Below are 19,059 nucleotides of genomic sequence, written 5' to 3'. Positions count from 1 at the left end.
ATTCCATCCAATCGCCGACGGTTCGAGCTATGGCGCAATCCCGGTTCGCCTTCAATCGCAGAGCCCGCGAGTTCGACAGGCTTTCAACCTCTTTCAGGCACCTTCGAGCCAGCGCGAGAGTGCCAGACGATCAGTGGCCGCTTTGCGCGATGCGTCAGAAGCCTTCGCGTCGGCGAATAGTTTTGCTTTGCGCCAGAGCCATTTCGGGTAGCCGAGCCATCTGAAGACGCTGCTTTTGGGATGCCCCGAGAGCATGCTGAGCTGAGCGGCATCCGGCTGGAAAACACGCGAGAAAGCGGCGCTCCAGCCCATGCGGCCATCGGACCGCTCAGCCAGCCGACCAAGCATCGCCTGCTGCTGTGTATCGTCCTCGCTCGCCAGCATCGCATCGCGTGCTGCTGCGCAGTGTGATTTGGGAACGGTGTTCTTGCCGAGAAGCGCGGCGGGAACCCATGTAGCGCCGTGTTCTGAAGCAAGCGCGCAAACCAGCTCAAGGCTGCGCGTGAGAGCGAGCGCATCTACACGCTCCATGATAGCATCCCAGTCCCACTCGCTGGCGGAGGTGAGGTAATGCAGATCAGCCAACACCAGCGGGCCGTTTGCGAACAGGTGATGCAACGTTGCATGTTCGAGCAGATGGAGAAAATTGTCCTGCCGGCTGGGAACGCGGACTTCTTGGCCAAGGACTGAGGTGACCTCGGCATTGGTTCGCATTGCCTGGACAAGTTCAGGCTCTTGCGGCCAGCCGCGCGCATTCAAGCGGTGATGCAACTCGATCACAAGGCCAGACTTGCGATAGCGGATTTCCGGAAGCTGATGACTGTGCTCGACGCCATATTGCGCAACCCCTGGCACACGCTCGAAATCGGAATGAGCGAGGAGCAGGGCCTGCGCTGCAAGCGTTTCTTCCGCGCTCAGGAGCAAGTCGATATCGCGCAGCGGTCTAAGCGCCGGATCGGGATAGATCTGGAAAGCGAGCGGCGTGCCTTTCAGCACAATCGGCTCCAGCCCATCCTCCGCAAGCACGGAGAGCACATGGCCGACATCGGAGGCTGTCTGAAGCGCAGCGAGCGCATGAAACCGGGCTTGCTCGCGCAGGTCTGCGATGGGTTCCGCTGCGTCTTTCGGAACGGCTTTCCATCGGTCGAGCGTCTGCACGACAAGCGGCGCAACCCGGCTTCTGATGGCGAGATCTCGCATCATCTGCCACTGATCTAGGGGTAATCTCGAGAGCAAATTCTCGTGGTTACCCTCGGGATCAGCACAAATACCGAGGATGGCTGCATATGCTGCAGGCAATGCGTCAGCCATTGGATTCATCCGCTAAACCACTGAGGTCGATGACGTTATCAGCGAGGGCGGCAAACTGTTCATCATGCGTCAGGATGAGGATTGTGCATTTTGACCGCATCATTTCGATACTTTGTATGATTGCATCCTTGTTGGACTGGTCAAGCGATGCCGTGACCTCGTCCAGGATTAGCAATTGCGGTTTTCGCAGCAATGCGCGTGCCAAAGCGAGCCGCTGTTTCTCCCCGCCGGAAAAGCCCCGTCCTTCTTCCTGTACAGCGCTGTTCACGCCCTCCGGCAAGCGATCTATGAAATCAGCAGAAGCCGCGTCCAGCGCTGATTGAACCTCGTGAAAAGACGTGTCCGGCGCAGCCCAAGCGATGTTCTCGGCGATGCTTCCGGCAAACAGGAAGGGGGCTTGCTCGGCATAAGCGACTTGCGCTCTCCACTGCAGGCGCGCTTGGCCGACAAGCGGTGTGTCATCGACGCTCACCGTGCCGCCATCAGGTTCGATCAGGCCGCTCACAATGTCTGCAAGAGAGCTTTTTCCAGAGCCTGATGGACCCGTAATTGCAGTAACAGAATTCGCGGCAATGGATGCGGAAAATGCATGAAAAACAGGTGCTTCGCGCCCTTCAAACTTGAGAGTTACATCCTTCAATTCGATGCTTCGTTCAAGCTGTATCGGCCGCGATCCCGCACCGACAAATTCAACTTCGGCATGACCGCGCGCCTCTTCGATCAAGCCCCGGAGCCGCGCCAATGCAGGCTGTGCGTGACGCCATTGCCGGATGCCTTGCAAGATCGCTCCCGCGAGCGGCGCCGAGCGCGCCAGCAGAGCCAGCAAGGGCACAAAAATGCTCAAGGCAACATCGCCTCTGATCAGCGCGAAATAGACCATTCCGGCGAGTAATGCGGCTGCCACGGCTTGCACGATGGCGACAAGCATAAAGCCATGCCGCACATAGCGAAGCTCAGTGGTGCGGACCTGCTCGCTCGCATCCGAAAAGCGCTGTTCCATTACAGAACCGGCCCCGGCGATACGGGCAGAACGCAGATGCGCCAATCCGCCCGAAACCTCTCGGTGCAGACCGGCATACGCATCCGCATAGCTTTCCGCATCACGCGCGGTGCGGCCTTTAAGTATCAGGAAAGGTAGGGCAAAAATGGCAGCTATGGCTAAAACTCCGAGCGTCAGGTCTGGAGAAATGAGCAGTGCTGCAGCGATCAAGACCAAGAGCGTAATCGTTGCTGATGCCAGAAAGAGCGCTTGGTCCAACAGCATTCCAGCGCGGTTGGCCTCACCTAGCAATAGCGCCTCGTGATCAGCGCTATGCCGCCCTGCAAGCCAACGCCATTCCGCTCTGACGAGCGCACGATGCGCATCGCGCCGCAGATCGCGAGTGAATGACAGATCAATCTCTGTACGCAGATAATTCGTCACATAGACCAGCGCCGCGCGCGCGCAGATCAATGCCACCACGCCTGCGAGCAAAACGGCTGGCGGCACATTCGCCCAATCGCCAAGCCAAGCGGGCTCCAGATTGGTTGCATCTATTCCAACGATGAGTTGCGTCACCGGCACAAGCAGAAGCAGGCCAAGGCCTTCGCTCAGCGACGTCAGAACCAGAAGCGCCCCAAGCAGCGCCAAGTGGCCCGGCCCCACATAACCGAGGATAAAGCGAAGTGCGTCGCCATGCGAAAGCGCATGTCTTGCTTCGCTGCTCTCCAAGTTCACATCAGACCCCGACATTGCGTCGCTCGACATAGCGCACGAACCGGGCTGTCGATAGCGCTCTGCTGACGCCGGAGTGGACCTTTTGCTTCCAGAGGCCAGCGGTGTCCTCAGAGCCATCCCAATCCCGCAAATCGCCTTCCAGCCGATCCAGATCAAGAATGCCAGCAAGCTGGCTATCATTGCGCAACCTTTGCAGTTCGGCGAGCAATGCCTGGCGGTCACGCTGAAAGCGCAAAGCCCAGTCAGGCGATTGCCTCCCAATGCGATGCTCGCGCCAAACGATCTCGGGCACCCGGCACTTGAGTAGCCGGCGCGCGAGCCAGCGATCCTCGCCATCGCGCAGATACTGATCGTCTGCTATCCCGGTCGTGAACTCGACCAGTGGCTGAAACAGAGTGGGATCACGGGAGGGTACCCCATGATGCAAGCGGAACGCGAGTTCGATTTCCGCTGCCTGATTGAGCATCTCTTCAAATGCACTGGCTCGCCATTCGCGCGAGCTGCGCAAGGCAGGGAATCGCGGATCGAAGCCTGCTGCCAAGGCGCGATCCAATGCGCCGCTGTACTCGGCATGGGATGCTTTCATCGGACACCAGCTCTCAAACGGATCGCTATCCCTTCCGCGCCTTTGCTGGATCGTATCCCGCACGCTTGCCGGTAGATGAGGCATGACTGCTAAGGCGAGGAATTTTCGCAGCAAGGAACGCGGGTCATCGCGGCGTGCCCGCAGCTCCACAACCAAGCGCCCAAGATCCCCTTCGCGCAGCCAAGTCGGATAGCCGGTCAGCCCGTCATAGCTGAAAGTGGCATTGCCTGCTGCACCTGCAAACATGGCGTCACAACCAATACCCGCCGCTTGCTCATATGACCCGTGAATCCAGTGCAGATTGCTTTCATTGCGCATGGGCCACCCACCCAACCGCATGATTTCAGCCAGGTCGCTGCCAAAGGGGCGATCCGCACCAGTAATAAAATGCGGATTGAGCTGCGGATATTGCTTTGCAAGTGCCCGGACATAGGGGGCTTCGTCGCCGAAGGAATAGGGTTTTTCAGGTTCGACATATCCGGTTTGAGGGATGGAAGTGAACGTCTCAATGGGACTTTCAAATTGGCCAGCGCCCGCGAGATAGCTTGTGACGCACTGAGAATCGAAGCCGCCAGACAACAAGATTGCCGGACGATGAATTCCTTCGCTTTCTGCGACAACCGCGCGGCGAAAGTGCTCGTCCAAGGCCTCCACATATTCCTCGTCACGCACGAACCGGACCGGCTTCACACATTTGAGCGAGAAGGACCTTCTGGTGCTACAGCGCCCTACAGTGTGCACTTCGAAGCTACCAGCCGCTACGCGATGCGCGCCTTGATACCAACTGCGTCTTGCATCGCTGAAGTTCAGCAAGAGGCTGTCTTCCAGCATTATCTGGTCAATCCGGGGCTCGAGCCCGGCAGCGATCAAGCTGCGCGGCAAGGACGCCGCGACAATTCGGCTTCCGTCGCGCCAGACATGTAGTGGCTGCAGGCTCATCGACGACCGGGCGAAACGCACCTGCCCGCGCTCTTCGTGCCATTGCACAGCGGCATAATCGCCAAGCAAATGCTCGTCGCAGTTCTCGCCATACTTTCCATAAGCCGCGGCGTAAATCGCTGCGTCTGAGGTGTCTGGCGGGAGCGAGAGACAGCGCGCCGCAACCGCTCTTTCCTGTAATCGGCCGATCAGGACGGTGTGCCACCCATCCGGGCCTTCAGCTGGCTCCCACTGTTCTGATTGCCGCCCAGCAGGCTTGAAAGAGTATTCCTCGCGAACCGCGACTACTCCCGACCGAATTGCACACGCGGATACAAAACCCCCTTTGCCCGCTTCAAGCGATTGCACAATTCCCCGAGACTGCTCCGAGAACCCGCCATCATGCGCCAGATCCACGGCAAATGCGAAAAGGAGATGCCCCATGGTGCTCGCTGGCCTAGCCTTGCGCGCCGCCAGCCGCCGGAGCGATTATCGGCGACAGGTCGAATGCAAAGATCGGTCTATATTCCGAACGCTCGCAATGTCCGATGAGCATGTCATCGCCGAGATCGACCCAGGCATGGAAGCGGTTTCCATCCTCAAGCAACCGCGCGATTTCTGCTTCGCCACTCACCTGGTACTGCTTGCGCATTGCAACGACCAAGCGTGAAGGGATTCCATGGTGCCTTAGTGACCATTGCAGTGCCATCGCCTTCGGCAGGCATCTAGGCTCGTAAGGCAATCGAAAGGCAGCACGTTCGACGCGTTTGGCGCATTGCTTCGCGCATTGAAGAGCGGGCTCGTCAGCGCACGAGCCTTCCGACCGTTCAAATCCTGAGGATTTCACAACACCAAGACTGTGCTGCCACGCAGCCATTGATCGAAAGCGTATGAGCCATTCCGCGCGCAGCACGGTCGCCATTTGGCCAAGAGTTTGCAATTGGGCCTTGATAGTCGAAGCTGCACCATCTGTTGTTCTCGTGGAGCGACTGTGCTCCGATGCACGCGTCAGCTTTGTGTCACGAGAACTCCGCAAAGCCAGCGTCAACCAGCTCTTGCGCAAAGCGTTGGACGGATTGATGGCATTGCTCTTTGCTGACCTCATATTCGCGGCAGAGTTTCTCGCTTATAATAGCAAGATCACTGGTTTCGTCGAGCTTGCGCCAGATATCCAACCCCACGTCCTTCACTGCGAAGAATGCACCGGTATCGCCATGCACAAGAATTAGCTCGCCATCCACTTCGCTAGCGAGGAATTTTTCCGAAGATTTCTTGAGCTGCGGCATAGTGATTGGTGATTGTGAAAGTCGACATAGCAGGACCTACAAATTGTCGAGCTTAACGGCTCCACTGGCCGCTTGCCCCTATCAGCTTACGGCGCCAACTCCACGTGCGTCGGAATTACCACTGCGGCGCTGAGCAACAGCTGTCAAATCAACAGTCAGCTGCTCAAGCTTCGGCTCTTGCCAAGCTTTGCGATCCGACATTTTGTCGTTGTGACCAGTCATTATTCTATGTGCTCCGAGCAATGTTCTAGCTTTCGCTTAGTGGCATATACTTAAATTACCGTAATCTCAAGGCGTATCCACGCCCAGACTCTCGCCGAAAATGCCCGATTCGTCGATACAGCTCTAAGCCTCGGACCGTGCGGGGTGCTGGACGCGAGCGTTCCGATCATTCAATCGCCTGCAGCAGCCTTTCAACTTCGCCGAGCTCAGCACGGAAATCTCCTGGCTCTTTCGGACGAGTTAGCGTCCAGATCCGAAGTTTGGTGGCAAGCTCAGTCAATACTCTGCCATGGAGCTTGTGATCGGCTCGCTTGATATGGATTATGTCGCGATAAAGTGCAGCTGGCAGGTATGCGAGCTTGTGACGACCCTCAACAGTTTGAAGCACGAATTCCGAGCCTACTTGCAGCACTATAAGATCAGCCAACATACATGGCCGCGTCATTCGCCTCGCACTGTGTGCATAGTGCTTGCCGGGAACAGCTGAAATCTCGGCGCGGCTGTCCAATTGCAGAAGCGCAAGGCTATCCGCCCACAACTTCAGAGGCTTATTGTCCGGCAGCGCGACCAAACCGTCGCATGCGGGAATTACAACCAGTGTATCGTCACACAGCTGACTTGCGCCATTCACGGCGAGGCTAGCAGCCAGAGTAGACTTTCCAGCTCCAGAATCTCCAGTGAACGCAATCGCTTGAGGCAGTACAGAGGCATTATCATGTTGTTTGTGAGCCATGACCACACAGCTTGCATGCAGGGGGATCAAGCCGTTCAGCCAAGCAACTGCACCATAAACCGTGCCCCAAAGGAAAATTTCATACTCCGCTGCGCTTTGTGGGTCTGGAAGCCAAGCCCTGACCGTTTCGCCGACCTGATAAGAGAACTGCACGCCAGCAGGTGTTTTAAACCAGAAAGCGTCCTGAGCTAGCGCAAAATCATCTTGCTCATACAGTAGCGGACCTTCGAGTCTATCACGGCCAACAATGCGGACGTCCTCTTCTAGTCGGCAGTCCATCGCCTCTGAGACCACGTCCTGTGCTTCACGCGCTGCCTCATCCATAGGTAGTTTAAGCCAAGACAGGAAACCGCTCATAGATTGCGCACTCGAAGGAAATCTGGACCAGTGCAAGCCCTTAAGCACGCCGTCTTTTGCCCCATCGACTGAAAACAGTGTCAATCCGCCCTGAGAAGCGCACGGGGCGCCCTTTTTCGCTTAATTTTCCCGCTCATCCCCTTTGCAGCAGCGTCAATCCCGCGATATGCATGAAATTCTGAGATAATTTCGGTGGTTGCGTACTAAGGTAGCGGTTTGCTAAGTAGTTTGGCGTAGGGACCCCGACATGCGCTTCATGAACCTGACGCATCTGGGATACGCAAAGCTGGTGATTTTTAGGATTTTATGATGGTCAACGTGTTTTCAAAAACTGTTCTCATCGCAGCTCTTGCTGGCATGGCAATTACTCCTGTTGCGGCGAGCGCCCAGACGCGTGCTGCAACGTCACCGGTCTTCAATAATTCAGGCAATCTGATGCAGGGCGAACGTTCTGATGAAGAATTGCGGTCGGCCGGACGCATGCGTGACGGCCGAGTGTGGAGCGACGAAGCGCGGGCATGGGTCGACGCAGACGGCCGCCGTTGGTTGCTCGATGACGGCAAGTGGTATCCGATCCGCGGGCGGCTGCTACCGGTCCTGTTCCTTTCTGCAATCGCTGCTCTGGCAGTTGTTGCAGCGACTTCAGACAACCAGTCGCCCGGCGCCAATTAAGCGTCAGCCCGACAATGGGGCGGACCGTTTCGGCACCTCACCACTCGATCATAGAAAATTGCTTTGTGCGCGATTTACCGCGGGCAGCCGAGTGTGATTTGTGAGCCAGTCAGTCCTAGCTGGATCTTTAGTCGGCAAACATCTGATACTGTTGCTAGTCGTCGCTGTCTTGCTGGGAGGCGGCGGTGTCGCTTACGGCCTTAACAATCTGGTCGTTCAGCTAGTCGCGCTTGCTATTCTTGCGTTCAATCGCGCTGCGTTCCTCGCCTTCTGGAATCAAGCGCCGATATTGCTGCGCTTACTAGTAGGCGCGTCATTAGCGCTGCCTTTGCTGCACTTGGTTCCACTCCCTTATGATTGGATCGCTGGCCTACCCGGTCGTGATCATCTGATCGCGACGTCGCAGCTTCTTGAAATCGAGAACGCCTCTCCGCTTAGCATGGCACCTCATAGGACTATCGTCGCAGCCTCTGCTCTGATCGTGCCGCTCACCATCCTCACTCTTGGCTGGTCGCTTAAGCGAGAAGACCTGAACAGCTTAGTCTTAACCACGATCGGAATCAGCTTGTTCGTGGTTGCTGTTGGCTTCGCGCAAGTGCTCTCAGGCGATCAATCGCTACTCTTCTATCCTGAAAACCTGATGCCGAACGTGCTTTTCGGTACCTTTGCAAACCGCAATTCCGCTGGTCTGTTTTGCGTAGCTCTGCTTTGTTTCGCGATCATTCCACTTTGGCAGAAGCTCTCGCGCGCCCAGCAGATCGCACGCTGGTCAATCACCGTACTTCTTTTGCTTGCTGTGTTCTTGACGCAATCGCGCACGGCAATCGTGCTCGCGCTCATCCCGTTGGGTATAGCGGGCATACGGCTAATCGTTCAGTTCGCTGGTGGCGATAGCAATGACCACAGCATCTTCCGTCGTCCCGCTTGGCTGGCAAACGGCGCAGCGGCTCTCACAGCTCTTCTCGTGGCGGGCGTGGCATTGAGCTCGTCCGCGCGGATCGAGACGGTAATGGACCGCTTCCAGCAAAGCGGAGATGCGCGCACTTATCTTTGGAGCGACGCTCTATACAGCGCTGAAAGATATTGGCCGGTCGGCGCTGGACTGGGCGCTTTCGATGAAGTCTTCCAGAGTGATGAAGCTTTGGAAAATTTGACGCTCAAGAAGGCCGGGCGCGCTCACAATGATTACCTCGAGCTCGCAATTGAAGGCGGGTTGCCGGCGATCCTGCTGCTCCTTTCCTGGTTCACCTATTGCCTGTGGGTCACATTCTCAGCACGCAACTTTGCGAACCGATGGAGCGCGTGGTCCGGATCCGCTGTGCTTACCGTCATCGCGCTTCAGAGCGCAACTGACTACCCGCTGCGCAATCTCACTATCCTCGCAGTCGCAGCGCTCGCGCTACTTGTCATGGTCAAGTCAGAAGAAGGGACCCGCGCATGAAGCAAGACATGTGGATCCTTTCTCTGCTGCTGATTGCGGCTGTGACGACGGCATTCCAGCTTGACCGCCAAAGTCGTTATGTACCGCAATGGGCAAAGTATGTTCCAGAGCCCGCGCGCTATTTTGCGCAGACACATGTCACCGCTCAAGCGCTGCAAAGCGAGGACCCAGAGGCAGCACAGGCCGCAGCGAGTACGCTCCTTTCTCGCCGTTCTGTTCCTGCTGAAAACATGCGGCTCTACGCGCAAGCCGCGCTTCAAGAAGGGTCAGCGGAACAAGGATTACTCGCCTTGCAGCTTGCCGCGCAGCGCGGTTGGCGTGATCCGATCGCGCAAGAAGCAATGGCGCGGATTGCGTGGGCAGGCGGGGATGCCGCTGAGAGCGCGAGGAGGCTTGCTGCGCTTTACGCCCGTGAGCCGAACAGCGCAGTCTTAGAAGAGCTCGCGGACGAAGTGCTCAGCAACCCCGAAGGACGCGATCAAATGGCGGAATTGCTCGCAGGACCAGCGCGCTGGGAGGCAGCATTTGTCAGAACCGCTGTACGCGATCTGAGCACACCGACCTATAATGATGTGCTTCTCGCCGCTCATGAGAAGGGCGCGAAGCTCAGCTGCGCACCGCTGCAAAATGCAGCGCGTCAGCAAGCCCGGATAGCTGGTATCGGTGAGGAAGAAACTGCGCTCGAACCACTGTTGGAGAACAACTGCTAAGTGCCGTTCAAACGGCGACGACCGTCTGCTCGATAGCGCCAAATATCGAGTGATTGTCCTTGTCACGCATTTCGACGCGCACAGTATCGCCTGCTTTCATAAAGCTGGTCTTAGGTGCACCGTCATAGATGGTTTCGATCATGCGTATCTCGGCAATGCAGGAATAGCCCAAGCCGCCCTCTGAAACAGGCTTGCCTGGCCCGCCATCCGCGCCCTTATTGCTGATCGTGCCCGAACCGATGATAGCGCCCGCACCAAGATTACGAGTCTTCGCCGCATGCGCCACAAGCTGTGCCATGTTGAAGGTCGCATCGGCGCCAACTTCAGCGCGGCCAAAAGCTTCGCCGTTATAGTCCACCATCAGCGGCAAGTGGACCAGACTGTCTTTCCACGCATCGCCAAGCTCGTCAGGTGTCACACAAACGGGGGAGAAAGCGCTGGATGGCTTCGACTGGAAGAAGCCAAAGCCCTTTGCGAGCTCACCCGGAATCAGGCCGCGCAGCGACACATCGTTCACAAGCATGATGAGCTTAATGTGGCCTGCTGCATCTTCTGCGCTCACACCCATCGGCACATCGTCCGTGATGACCGCAACTTCGCCCTCCATGTCGCAACCCCAGGCGACATCGCCGAGTGGGATGTCATCGCGGGGTGCAAGGAAAGTGTCACTTCCGCCCTGATACATCAGCGGGTCGTGATAAAAGCTTTCCGGAACTTCAGCATCGCGCGCCTTCCGGACAAGCTCGACATGATTGATGTAAGCCGAGCCATCCGCCCATTGGTAAGCGCGTGGCAGTGGCGAATGTGCTTCCCGCTCATGAAAACGCTCGCACGGCACCGCCTCATGTTCGACATCAAGCGCGAGAACTTCGAGCTTGGGAGCGATGTTCTCCCAATCGTCCAATGCTGACTGAAGCGTCGGAGCGATATTGTCTGCCGCGCAGTAACGCGTGAGATCCGTGGAAACGACGACAAGTTTGCCGTCGCGCGTGCCGTCTTTCAGCGTGGCGAGTTTCATGCGGTTCCTATCCTGATGTCTTCAAGAGTGTCATGCGCGCCAATGCACGATCAGTCCACCCCGTGTTCCTTGCGCGCAAGCTCATGCAGCCAGTCCGCATGACGCGGCGCTTTCTTGGTCTCGCTCCATTCGTCGAGCATGAGCGGAGCAACCCGCTTCAATTCGTCATATTGGTCCTGTGTGCCGATATCGGCAGCAAGCTCGACGCGGTGACCGTTGGGATCGAAGAAGTAGATCGACTTGAATATACCGTGATGCGTTGGGCCGAGGACGTCGATGCCCTGCGCTTCGATATGTGCCTTTGCCGCGAGCAATTCGTCTTCCGATGCGACCCGAAAGGCCAAGTGCTGCACCCATTGCGGGGTGTTCTCATCGCGGCCCATATCCGGCTGATTGGGCAGCTCAAAAAAGGCGAGGATGTTGCCGTTCCCCGCATCGAGGAAGACATGCATGTACGGATCATATTCGCCCGTTGACGGCACATGATCCTCAGCAAAGGCCGTGGTGTATTCCATACCGAGCACGCGGCCGTACCATTCGACGGTTTCTTTCGCGTCCTTGCAGCGATAGGCGGCGTGGTGAATGCCTGAAGGTTTGACGACCGCGGTCATTCGGCTGGCTCTGCAGTTTTCGTGTCAAGCACACCGCGCGCGATCTGGTCGCGCTCAATGCTTTCGAACAGCGCCTTGAAGTTGCCTTCGCCAAAGCCATCATCGCCTTTGCGCTGGATGAACTCGAAGAACACCGGACCGACCTGTGCTTCTGCAAAGATCTGTAGCAGCAGACGCGGCTGGCCGCCTTCCGTCGTGCCATCGAGCAGGATACCGCGCATCTTGAGCTCCTCGGCATTCTCGCCGTGACCCGGTAGACGCTCGTCCAGCATCTCGTAATAGGTCGCAGGCGGAGCTGTCATGAACGGCACGCCGAAGCTCTTCAGACGGTCCCAGCACGCCACTAGGTCATCGCAGATCAGCGCGATGTGCTGAATGCCCTCGCCATTGAAATCGCGCAGGAACTCTTCGATCTGGCCTTTGCCGCCTTCGCCTTCTTCGTTGAGCGGGATGCGAATCTTGCCGTCGGGCGCCGTCAGAGCCTTGGAAGTGAGGCCGGTATATTCGCCTTTGATATCGAAGAAGCGGATTTCCTTGAAGTTGAAGAGCGTCTCGTAATAATCCGCCCAGTATTTCATCCGGCCCGTGTAAACGTTGTGCGTCAAGTGATCGATCAGCTTGAAGCCAGCACCTTCCGGACGCTTTTCAACGCCGGGCAGATACTCAAAATCGATATCATAGATTGAAAGGCCCTCGCCATTCTCGTCTTCATACCGATCGACGAGATAAAGGATCGCGCCGCCAATGCCGCGGATTGCCGGGATTGCGAGTTCCATCGGGCCGGTTTCAACCGCGACAGGCTCCGCGCCTTGCTCCATCAGATGATCCCAAGCCGCGGCTGCATTGCGCACACGAAAAGCCATGCCGCACGCCGATGGACCGTGCTCGCGCGCAAAATACCAAGCTGCCGAGCGCGGCTCGTAATTCGCGATCAGATTGATCCCGCCCTGACGCCAAAGGTGCACATCCTTTGAGCGGTGAGTTGCGACATGCGTGAAGCCCATTGCTTCAAACACCGGTTCAAGCTGGCCTTTTTCAGGTGCACAGAACTCGACAAATTCAAAGCCATCGAGGCCAGCAGGGTTCTCAAACAGATCGGGCATGAGCGATACCTTTATTGGCTAAGTACATACGGAGACGAGCCATGAACAAACACCCGAATCCCTATTTAGTTTCTTTTGTAACTAAATAGGTCAATCTGCATGTTTTGTCAAAGGTCTGCGAAGGCAGAGCAGGCGCCTCGCATGATTGCAATCGCGCGGAGATGCGGGCAGGCTCATCGCTCAAGGAGAGCAGCCCATGATCAAGACCGCCGGGATCAACCACGTCGCGCTGGTGTGCCGCGACATGAAGGAAACGGTCGAGTTCTACACCAAGGTCCTCAACATGCCGCTGTTCAAGACAGTCGAGCTGCCCGGCGGCGGACAGCATTTCTTCTTTGATTGCGGCAATGGCAATGCCGTCGCATTCTTCTGGTGGGCGGACGGCCCGCCTGCAGCCCCCGGCATCGCCTCGGTCAAGAAGTTCCCTTACGAGGCCAAGACTGCGATTGGCTCAATGAACCATCTGGCTTTCGACATGGAGGAGGACGAGCTGGAAGCAGCGCTCGAGCGGCTGGAAGAAGCAGGGGTCGAGCATACACATGCGGTGGTCAATCACGATGACAGCCCGATGGGGATGAGCCGCGAATTGCACGAGGGCGTATTCGTCCGTTCGGTCTATTTCACCGATCCCAACGGCATCATGCTGGAGTTTGCCGCGACGACAAAGAGCTTCGGCCCTGAAGATATCGCGCACGAACCTGCGACCGCCGCCGACCGAGTGGAGGCCTGATCCATGCCACGCTTGAGAGAAGTGTCGCGCGATGAAGCGGACAAAGAAGTCGCAATCCCGCTCTACATGTTGCTCTTCGGCGAGCGCGACCCGGTCGCAGAGCCTGGCACCGCGACGGGCACGCCCGGCGACTGGTGGACGGTATTTGCGAACTCGCCCGCAACGCTCAAGCATGCGGCGCAAGGCTTTGCCTATTACAGGGACCCAAGCCGCAAGCTTAATCCCGTGCTTCGCGAGCTTGGCCAGACCTGGGCTGGATGGGCGACGGGCAGCCAATTCGTTTTCTCGCAGCATTGCAAGAGCTTGCGCGGCCTCGCCTACCCAGACGACAAGATCGAAGCCATCCCTGTTTGGCAGACTTCCGAGCTGTTCGACGCGAAAGAGCGGTTGGTGCTCGCCTATGCGGACCGGCTGGTGACGCATCAGGGCCGCGTGCCCGATGCTTTGTTTGCGGAGCTGAAGGAGCAATTTTCCGACGAGGAAATTCTCGAGCTCACTTACACAACATGCATGTACCTCATGCATGCGGTGATGAGCCGCGCGCTGCGCACAGAGTTCGATGATCGCGATGATCCGATTACCGAGGTGCCTGCGCCTGAAGGCTTTGATGCGCTCGATTTCCTTGGCGGCAATCGCAAGAAAGACTAGGCCGCGACACGCCCAATATTGCGCCCGCGTTCATCCTGCCTGACCGTCAGCTTTGCACCGAATGGTTCTCCGCTTTCGAACAGAGCGCGGGTCGGCTCATGCTCCCAATCGCCATTGCCCGCCACGCGTTCACCGGCACTGTTGCGGCCAACATACATTATGCGAGGCCCTTTCTTGAGGTGCGCAATGGTGTAGGTCTCGACCGTGCAGGTATCGTGCGGATCAGTGCTGTATTTCTCGCGTTTGCGGGACATCGGCACAACCATATAGCGGTCATTCGACGACCAATCGGCCGGTACCGCTGAATAGATCCCGGTCGCATATTTGCCCATGACCCCGCCATTGGCGCCAACTAGCGCAAAGGCTCCTCGATCATCACGAACCCGCTGCACTGCTTCTGCGATCGCGTGAGCGGAGTAGTTGTTGCCGGGGCCACCGAAGAAGGGCAGGCCGCCTGTTAAAGTAAGCCCGCGCGGGTCATCGGGCTCGATCAGCAAGTGTTCGATCACATTGAAGACCGGAACCGCGAAACAGCTATACAGGTCGAAATAGGTGATGCCGTCAGCAAACCTCCCTGCCCTTCCCAGCGCAATATCAAGCGAGCGCTCCGCGGCCTCGCTGCGGGCTAGGTCCGGGCGTTGCATCGTCGGCAGTTCCTGCGCCGCTGACACAGCGTGAATGTGGACCCAGCGCTCTTCCGGCACACCCAGCTCGCGCGCCTTTGCGGCACTTGCCAGGATTATGGCAGCGCCTTGGTTCACTTGGTCACGCGACACGACCATGCGAGGATAAGGTTCAGCGATGATCCGATTACGCTCTGTGACCTCTGCAAGCTCGTCCGCTGATCGCGCGACCGGTGCTGCGGCATGAGGATTATTCGCCGCAACTTCCGTGAAAGGCGCGAACAATTCGCCGATTTGCTTGCGGTAGTCTTCGAGCGAAAGCCCTAGCCGCGCTCGCCTGGCATTCTCATTAACTGCATAGCCTTCAATGGGCCTACCCCCGAAGTGTTCAAGGACACCGGGCTCAGCATAGCGTTCAAGGCCAAAACCGCGATCTTCCAACTGGCCACCGACTTCCTCGGACCAATCGGGCTGTTCACCCGACTGAAGCAAATGTCGAACTGTCGAAATTGCTTCCGATCCAACCACGACGGCCATATCGCTTTCACCAAGAGCGATGTCGCTAGCGAGTTCGCCAACCATTTTCTGATTGCTTTGGCCACCTGTGACTTCGAGGATCGCCCTGCGCGGGTCCGCACCAACCCGCTTGCCTATCGAACGCGGCGGATTATCGGATTTGCCAAACGGCACCATCGCGCCCGGATAGGAAATCTCGAATTGGCGGATGGCGCAGATCGTATCAATAGCTCCAGCAACATCACCAGCGGCATTAGCATCGGCTATGGCAGCCGCTAACGCCCGTCCTGCCAGGTCCATATAGGACAGAGCCTCGTAGCCCGGGTGATCGAGCCGCTCGGAAGCCTGCCCTACCCCGATAATAACGGGCGTGTTGCCAGCGATCATTTGCGCGCTCAGTCGACGAAGTCGCTGACCCGCTCGACGATGATCGCCGGGGCCATACCGCCTGCTGCACACATAGTGACAAGGCCATAGCGCTTGTCCTGACGCTCGAGCTCGTCAACCATTGTGCCGATCAGGATCGATCCGGTTGCGCCAATCGGGTGGCCCAAGGCAATCGAGCCGCCATTGACGTTGACCTTGTCCCAATCGAGCTCAAGGTCGCGCACGAACTTGGCCGCAACGACTGCAAAGGCCTCGTTGATCTCGAACAGGTCAATGTCCTCGATACTCATCCCAGCCTTCTCCAGCACGCGCTTGGCCGCAGGGACCGGCGCATTGAGCATTAGCGTCGGATCATCGCCCATATTGGCGGTCTGGACGACCCGCGCGCGCGGCTTCAACCCGTTCGCTTCGCAATATTCCTTGCTCGCGACGAGAACCGCCGCTGCGCCATCGACCACGCCGGACGAGTTACCCGCATGGTGGAAATGCTGGATCTCGACGTCGGGGTATTTCTGATTGATCAAGCCGCGGAAAGTCGTGCCATTGGCATCGAGCGGAACGTCCGCAATTTTCGTGAAAGCAGGCTCCAACTCGCCGAGCCCCTCCAGCGTCGTCTGCGGACGTGGATATTCCTCTTTGTCGAGGATGACTGAACCATCATCCGCGACGACCGGCACGACCGATTTGTCGAAACGCCCTTCGCTGATCGCTTCAGCGGCGCGTTGCTGACTGCGATAGCCCACTTCATCCAGCTCTTCGCGCGTGAAACCTTCGATGGTCGCTATCGCATCGCCGCAAATGCCCTGGTGGCTCTGAGGATGAACCTTTTGCAGCCGCTCATTATAGCTGCCCATCATCATCGGCTTGATGCCTGCCTGCATCTTCTCCTTCGTCATCGCGGCGGTGAGGCTCATCATCTCGGTTCCGCCTGCAACCACGCAATCGGCCATGCCGCTCATCACTTGAGCCGCCGCAAGATTCACAGAAGTGATGCCGCCGCCGCAGAAGCGATCAAGCGTCATGCCGGAGCTGGTCACGTCATAACCTGCATCCAGCGCCGCCATCCGGCCCAGGTCACCGCCCTGCATGCCGTCTTGCGTAGACACCGACCAGATTACATCGTCGACAGTCGCTGTATCGAGCGAATTGCGCTCGGCAATCGCTTTCAGCACAGTCGCGGCTAGATGCTGCGGGTGTTCAGCGGCCAGCGCGCCCTTGCCTTGCTTTCCGATCCCGCGCGGAGTGCGCACTGCGTCAACGATATAGGCTTCTGCCACTGCAATTTCCTCTCTCAGACTCAAAATGGAGTTGACGTTTCCGTAAACGGTGCGCACCACTTGCACAAGAATTGAGTTGCTAAAGAAAATGGGAGTGCCTGATGGCCGAAGAAGTTCTTACTGAAGTCCGCGACGGCGTGTTGATTGTCACGATCAACCGACCAGAAGCCAAGAACGCAATGACCAAAGCGGCTGCTGAAGGGATTGCGGCGGCGATGGATCGCTTGGACAGCGAAGACGATCTGCGCGTCGGCATCCTCACTGGTGCGGGCGGAACATTTTGCTCGGGCATGGACCTCAAGGGGTTCTTGCGCGGCGAGTCGCCGACGGTCGAAGGACGCGGCTTTGGCGGTGTGGTACAGGCACCGCCTGCAAAGCCGCTGATTGCAGCGGTTGAAGGCTACGCGCTGGCTGGCGGTCTTGAGCTGATGATTGCGTGTGATCTGGTTGTGGCGCACAAGGATGCGAAATTCGGCATTCCCGAGGCGAAGCGCGGCCTCGTCGCGGCTGCCGGCGGTGTAATGATGCTGCCCGACCAGATCCCTGAGCGCGTGGCCATGGAACTTGCGCTCACAGGCGACTTTATCGGCGCGGATCGCGCTTACGAGCTAGGCCTGATCAACCGCGTGACCGATGGCTCTGCACTCGATGGAGCATTGGAGCTCGCTGCCAGCATCGCGACCAATGGTCCGCTTGCCGTGCGTGTCTCCAAGCAGATCATGAAGGAATCGCGCGGTTGGGCGATGGATGAACGCTATAACGAGCAAGCCAAGCTCATCGCGCCGGTCTTCGTCTCAGAAGATGCGCGCGAGGGCGCGGCCGCCTTTGCCGAGAAGCGCAAGCCCAACTGGAAGGGGAAGTAATCTGGCGCCTTTGTAAGGAAGCCTTGGCCTCCCGCACCCTCCACCCTTCCACCCGGAGCCTTCCGGGACACAATCCGGGTGGAAGGGTGGAGGGTGCGGGAGGCACGGAAATCAGGAGAGAGTAATGCCCGTTATCGACGTACCCCAACCCGCCTTTATGGAAGACGAGGAGATTTCGATCTTCGCCGATGCCGTGGGCAAGTTCTATCAGCAACACGCGCCGGAAAAGCGTATTCTGAAATGGCGCGAAGACGGCCAGGTGGAACGCGAGTTCTGGAATGAAGCGGGCGAAGCCGGCCTGCTGGGCGTATCCGTTCCGGAAGAGTATGGCGGCCATGGTGGCGATTTCCGCCACGACATGGTCGTCATTGACCAACAGGCCAAACATGGCGTCGAAGGCTTTGCAGCGAGCCTGCACAACACCATCATCCTGCCCTATCTCGTGCGTCATGGCACCGAGGAGCAGAAGAAGAAATATCTGCCCAAGCTCGTCACCGGTGAGCTGGTCAGCGCAATCGCTATGAGCGAACCGGACGCCGGCTCTGACTTGCAGAGCATCAAGACGACTGCGCTCAAGGACGGCAATGGCTACCGCTTGAATGGTTCCAAGACCTGGATCTCCAACGGCCAATCAGCTGATTTCATTATCGTCGTTGCCAAGACCGATCCCAGCGAGGGCGCGAAAGGCATTTCGCTCATGTTGCTGGAGACAGAAGGGGCCGAAGGCTTCCAGCGCGGCAAGAAGCTCGACAAGATCGGGCTCGATGCGCAGGACACCTCAGAGCTGTTCTTTGACGACGTGTTCGTGCCAAGCGACAACATCTTGGGCGGAGTTGAAGGCAAGGGCTTCTACCAGTTGATGGGTGAGCTGCCGCAAGAGCGCCTGGTGATTGCGATGGGCGCGATGACCGGCATTGAGAAAGCGCTCGAAGTCACCGTTGATTACGTCAAGAACCGCAAGGCTTTTGGCAAGACGATCTGGGACTTTCAGAACACCCAGTTCACGCTAGCGGACCTGAAAGCGCGCGGCACAGCAGCTCGGGTTTTCGTGAATGACTGCATCGCAAAGTTGCTGGAAGGCAAGCTTGATGTCGCAACTGCGAGCATGGCTAAATACTGGGTCACGGAACTACAAAGCGAAGTTGTCGACAAGTGCCTGCAATTCCATGGTGGTGCTGGCTACATCAATGATTATGCGATCGCTCGGATGTACCGCGACACCCGAATTGCGCGTATCTATGGCGGTTCAAACGAGATCATGAAAATGCTGATCGCGAGAAGCATGTAGGGGGGTTACGCTCAATGCCATAGCCACCTGCTCCCTCCACCC

18 protein-coding genes are annotated in these 19,059 nt (G+C 57.7%); 7 read left to right on the top strand and 11 right to left on the bottom strand.

The window, feature by feature from the left end:
* Positions 1-93: 93 nt before the first annotated feature.
* The 6 genes from HUO12_RS12515 to HUO12_RS12490 all read right to left on the bottom strand — a co-directional run bounded on the left by HUO12_RS12515 (position 94) and on the right by HUO12_RS12490 (position 7,130).
* Positions 94-1,311, bottom strand: a complete 1,218-nt coding sequence (locus tag HUO12_RS12515) for a nucleotidyltransferase domain-containing protein (RefSeq protein WP_176273915.1) — start codon at positions 1,309-1,311, stop codon at positions 94-96.
* Positions 1,304-3,043: an ATP-binding cassette domain-containing protein gene (locus tag HUO12_RS12510; RefSeq protein ID WP_176273914.1), complete on the bottom strand. Its 1,740-nt coding sequence runs from the start codon at positions 3,041-3,043 to the stop codon at positions 1,304-1,306. Before HUO12_RS12510 ends, HUO12_RS12515 begins: the two co-directional genes overlap by 8 nt.
* The gene (locus HUO12_RS12505; protein ID WP_176273913.1) at positions 3,030-4,976 is read right to left on the bottom strand and encodes an asparagine synthase-related protein; all 1,947 of its coding nucleotides are present in this window, start codon (positions 4,974-4,976) and stop codon (positions 3,030-3,032) included. Before HUO12_RS12505 ends, HUO12_RS12510 begins: the two co-directional genes overlap by 14 nt.
* A 13-nt stretch (positions 4,977-4,989) precedes the next feature.
* Complete coding sequence (locus HUO12_RS12500) at positions 4,990-5,454, bottom strand: lasso peptide biosynthesis B2 protein (protein WP_176273912.1); 465 nt, start codon at positions 5,452-5,454, stop codon at positions 4,990-4,992.
* Positions 5,455-5,551: 97 nt separating this feature from the next.
* Positions 5,552-5,818, bottom strand: coding sequence for a PqqD family protein (locus HUO12_RS12495; RefSeq protein WP_176273911.1), 267 nt, complete (start codon positions 5,816-5,818; stop codon positions 5,552-5,554).
* Between the two features lie 388 nt (positions 5,819-6,206).
* Positions 6,207-7,130 carry a phosphoenolpyruvate carboxykinase (ATP) gene (locus HUO12_RS12490; protein WP_176273910.1) on the bottom strand — a complete coding sequence of 308 codons (924 nt, stop codon included), beginning with the start codon at positions 7,128-7,130 and terminating at the stop codon, positions 6,207-6,209.
* Positions 7,131-7,487: 357 nt separating this feature from the next.
* Between HUO12_RS12490 and HUO12_RS12485 the strand changes: the two genes are divergently transcribed.
* From HUO12_RS12485 to HUO12_RS12475, 3 genes are all read left to right on the top strand, one after another.
* Positions 7,488-7,802, top strand: a complete 315-nt coding sequence (locus HUO12_RS12485; RefSeq protein WP_176273909.1) for a hypothetical protein — start codon at positions 7,488-7,490, stop codon at positions 7,800-7,802.
* Positions 7,803-7,902: 100 nt separating this feature from the next.
* The gene (locus HUO12_RS14675; protein WP_176273908.1) at positions 7,903-9,243 is read left to right on the top strand and encodes an O-antigen ligase family protein; all 1,341 of its coding nucleotides are present in this window, start codon (positions 7,903-7,905) and stop codon (positions 9,241-9,243) included.
* Positions 9,240-9,953: a tetratricopeptide repeat protein gene (locus HUO12_RS12475; RefSeq protein ID WP_176273907.1), complete on the top strand. Its 714-nt coding sequence runs from the start codon at positions 9,240-9,242 to the stop codon at positions 9,951-9,953. The genes HUO12_RS14675 and HUO12_RS12475 overlap by 4 nt, the downstream gene beginning before the upstream one ends.
* 7 nt (positions 9,954-9,960) lie before the next feature.
* Here HUO12_RS12475 and HUO12_RS12470 read toward each other — a convergent pair whose 3' ends face one another.
* Genes HUO12_RS12470 through hppD form a run of 3 tightly spaced genes read right to left on the bottom strand, consistent with a single transcriptional unit; the run spans position 9,961 to position 12,685 of the window.
* Positions 9,961-10,971 (bottom strand): fumarylacetoacetate hydrolase family protein, encoded by a 1,011-nt coding sequence (locus HUO12_RS12470; protein ID WP_176273906.1) that lies wholly within the window; start codon positions 10,969-10,971, stop codon positions 9,961-9,963.
* A gap of 50 nt (positions 10,972-11,021) precedes the next feature.
* Positions 11,022-11,582 carry a VOC family protein gene (locus tag HUO12_RS12465; protein ID WP_176273905.1) on the bottom strand — a complete coding sequence of 187 codons (561 nt, stop codon included), beginning with the start codon at positions 11,580-11,582 and terminating at the stop codon, positions 11,022-11,024.
* A complete protein-coding gene (gene hppD, locus HUO12_RS12460) occupies positions 11,579-12,685 on the bottom strand; it encodes a 4-hydroxyphenylpyruvate dioxygenase (RefSeq protein WP_176273904.1) in 1,107 nt (368 codons plus the stop codon). The genes HUO12_RS12465 and hppD overlap by 4 nt, the downstream gene beginning before the upstream one ends.
* A gap of 196 nt (positions 12,686-12,881) precedes the next feature.
* On the opposite strand from hppD, the gene HUO12_RS12455 reads away from it, so the two are divergent.
* Together HUO12_RS12455 and HUO12_RS12450 are read left to right on the top strand one after the other, a co-directional pair.
* Positions 12,882-13,415: a VOC family protein gene (locus HUO12_RS12455; RefSeq protein ID WP_176273903.1), complete on the top strand. Its 534-nt coding sequence runs from the start codon at positions 12,882-12,884 to the stop codon at positions 13,413-13,415.
* Positions 13,416-13,418: 3 nt separating this feature from the next.
* Positions 13,419-14,063 carry a carboxymuconolactone decarboxylase family protein gene (locus HUO12_RS12450; protein ID WP_176273902.1) on the top strand — a complete coding sequence of 215 codons (645 nt, stop codon included), beginning with the start codon at positions 13,419-13,421 and terminating at the stop codon, positions 14,061-14,063.
* Here HUO12_RS12450 and HUO12_RS12445 read toward each other — a convergent pair.
* Entirely contained in the window at positions 14,060-15,589 is a 1,530-nt protein-coding gene (locus HUO12_RS12445; RefSeq protein ID WP_176273901.1) for an acetyl-CoA acetyltransferase, read from the bottom strand. The two genes, HUO12_RS12450 and HUO12_RS12445, sit on opposite strands and share 4 nt — an antisense overlap.
* 8 nt (positions 15,590-15,597) lie before the next feature.
* Complete coding sequence (locus HUO12_RS12440; protein ID WP_176273900.1) at positions 15,598-16,866, bottom strand: acetyl-CoA C-acetyltransferase; 1,269 nt, start codon at positions 16,864-16,866, stop codon at positions 15,598-15,600.
* A 101-nt stretch (positions 16,867-16,967) separates the two neighbouring features.
* Here HUO12_RS12440 and HUO12_RS12435 point away from each other — a divergent pair, with 101 nt between their 5' ends.
* The gene (locus HUO12_RS12435; protein WP_176273899.1) at positions 16,968-17,729 is read left to right on the top strand and encodes a crotonase/enoyl-CoA hydratase family protein; all 762 of its coding nucleotides are present in this window, start codon (positions 16,968-16,970) and stop codon (positions 17,727-17,729) included.
* Between the two features lie 124 nt (positions 17,730-17,853).
* On the top strand, positions 17,854-19,017 hold the full coding sequence (locus HUO12_RS12430; protein ID WP_176273898.1) for an acyl-CoA dehydrogenase family protein: 1,164 nt from the start codon (positions 17,854-17,856) through the stop codon (positions 19,015-19,017).
* The last annotated feature ends 42 nt before the right edge of the window (positions 19,018-19,059 follow it).

It is taken from the genome of Altererythrobacter lutimaris (assembly GCF_013371495.1).
GTDB classification, from domain to species: domain Bacteria; phylum Pseudomonadota; class Alphaproteobacteria; order Sphingomonadales; family Sphingomonadaceae; genus Erythrobacter; species Erythrobacter lutimaris_A.
The sequence above is the reverse complement of the archived record's forward strand: the minus strand, read 5'-3'. Positions and strand labels throughout refer to the sequence as shown.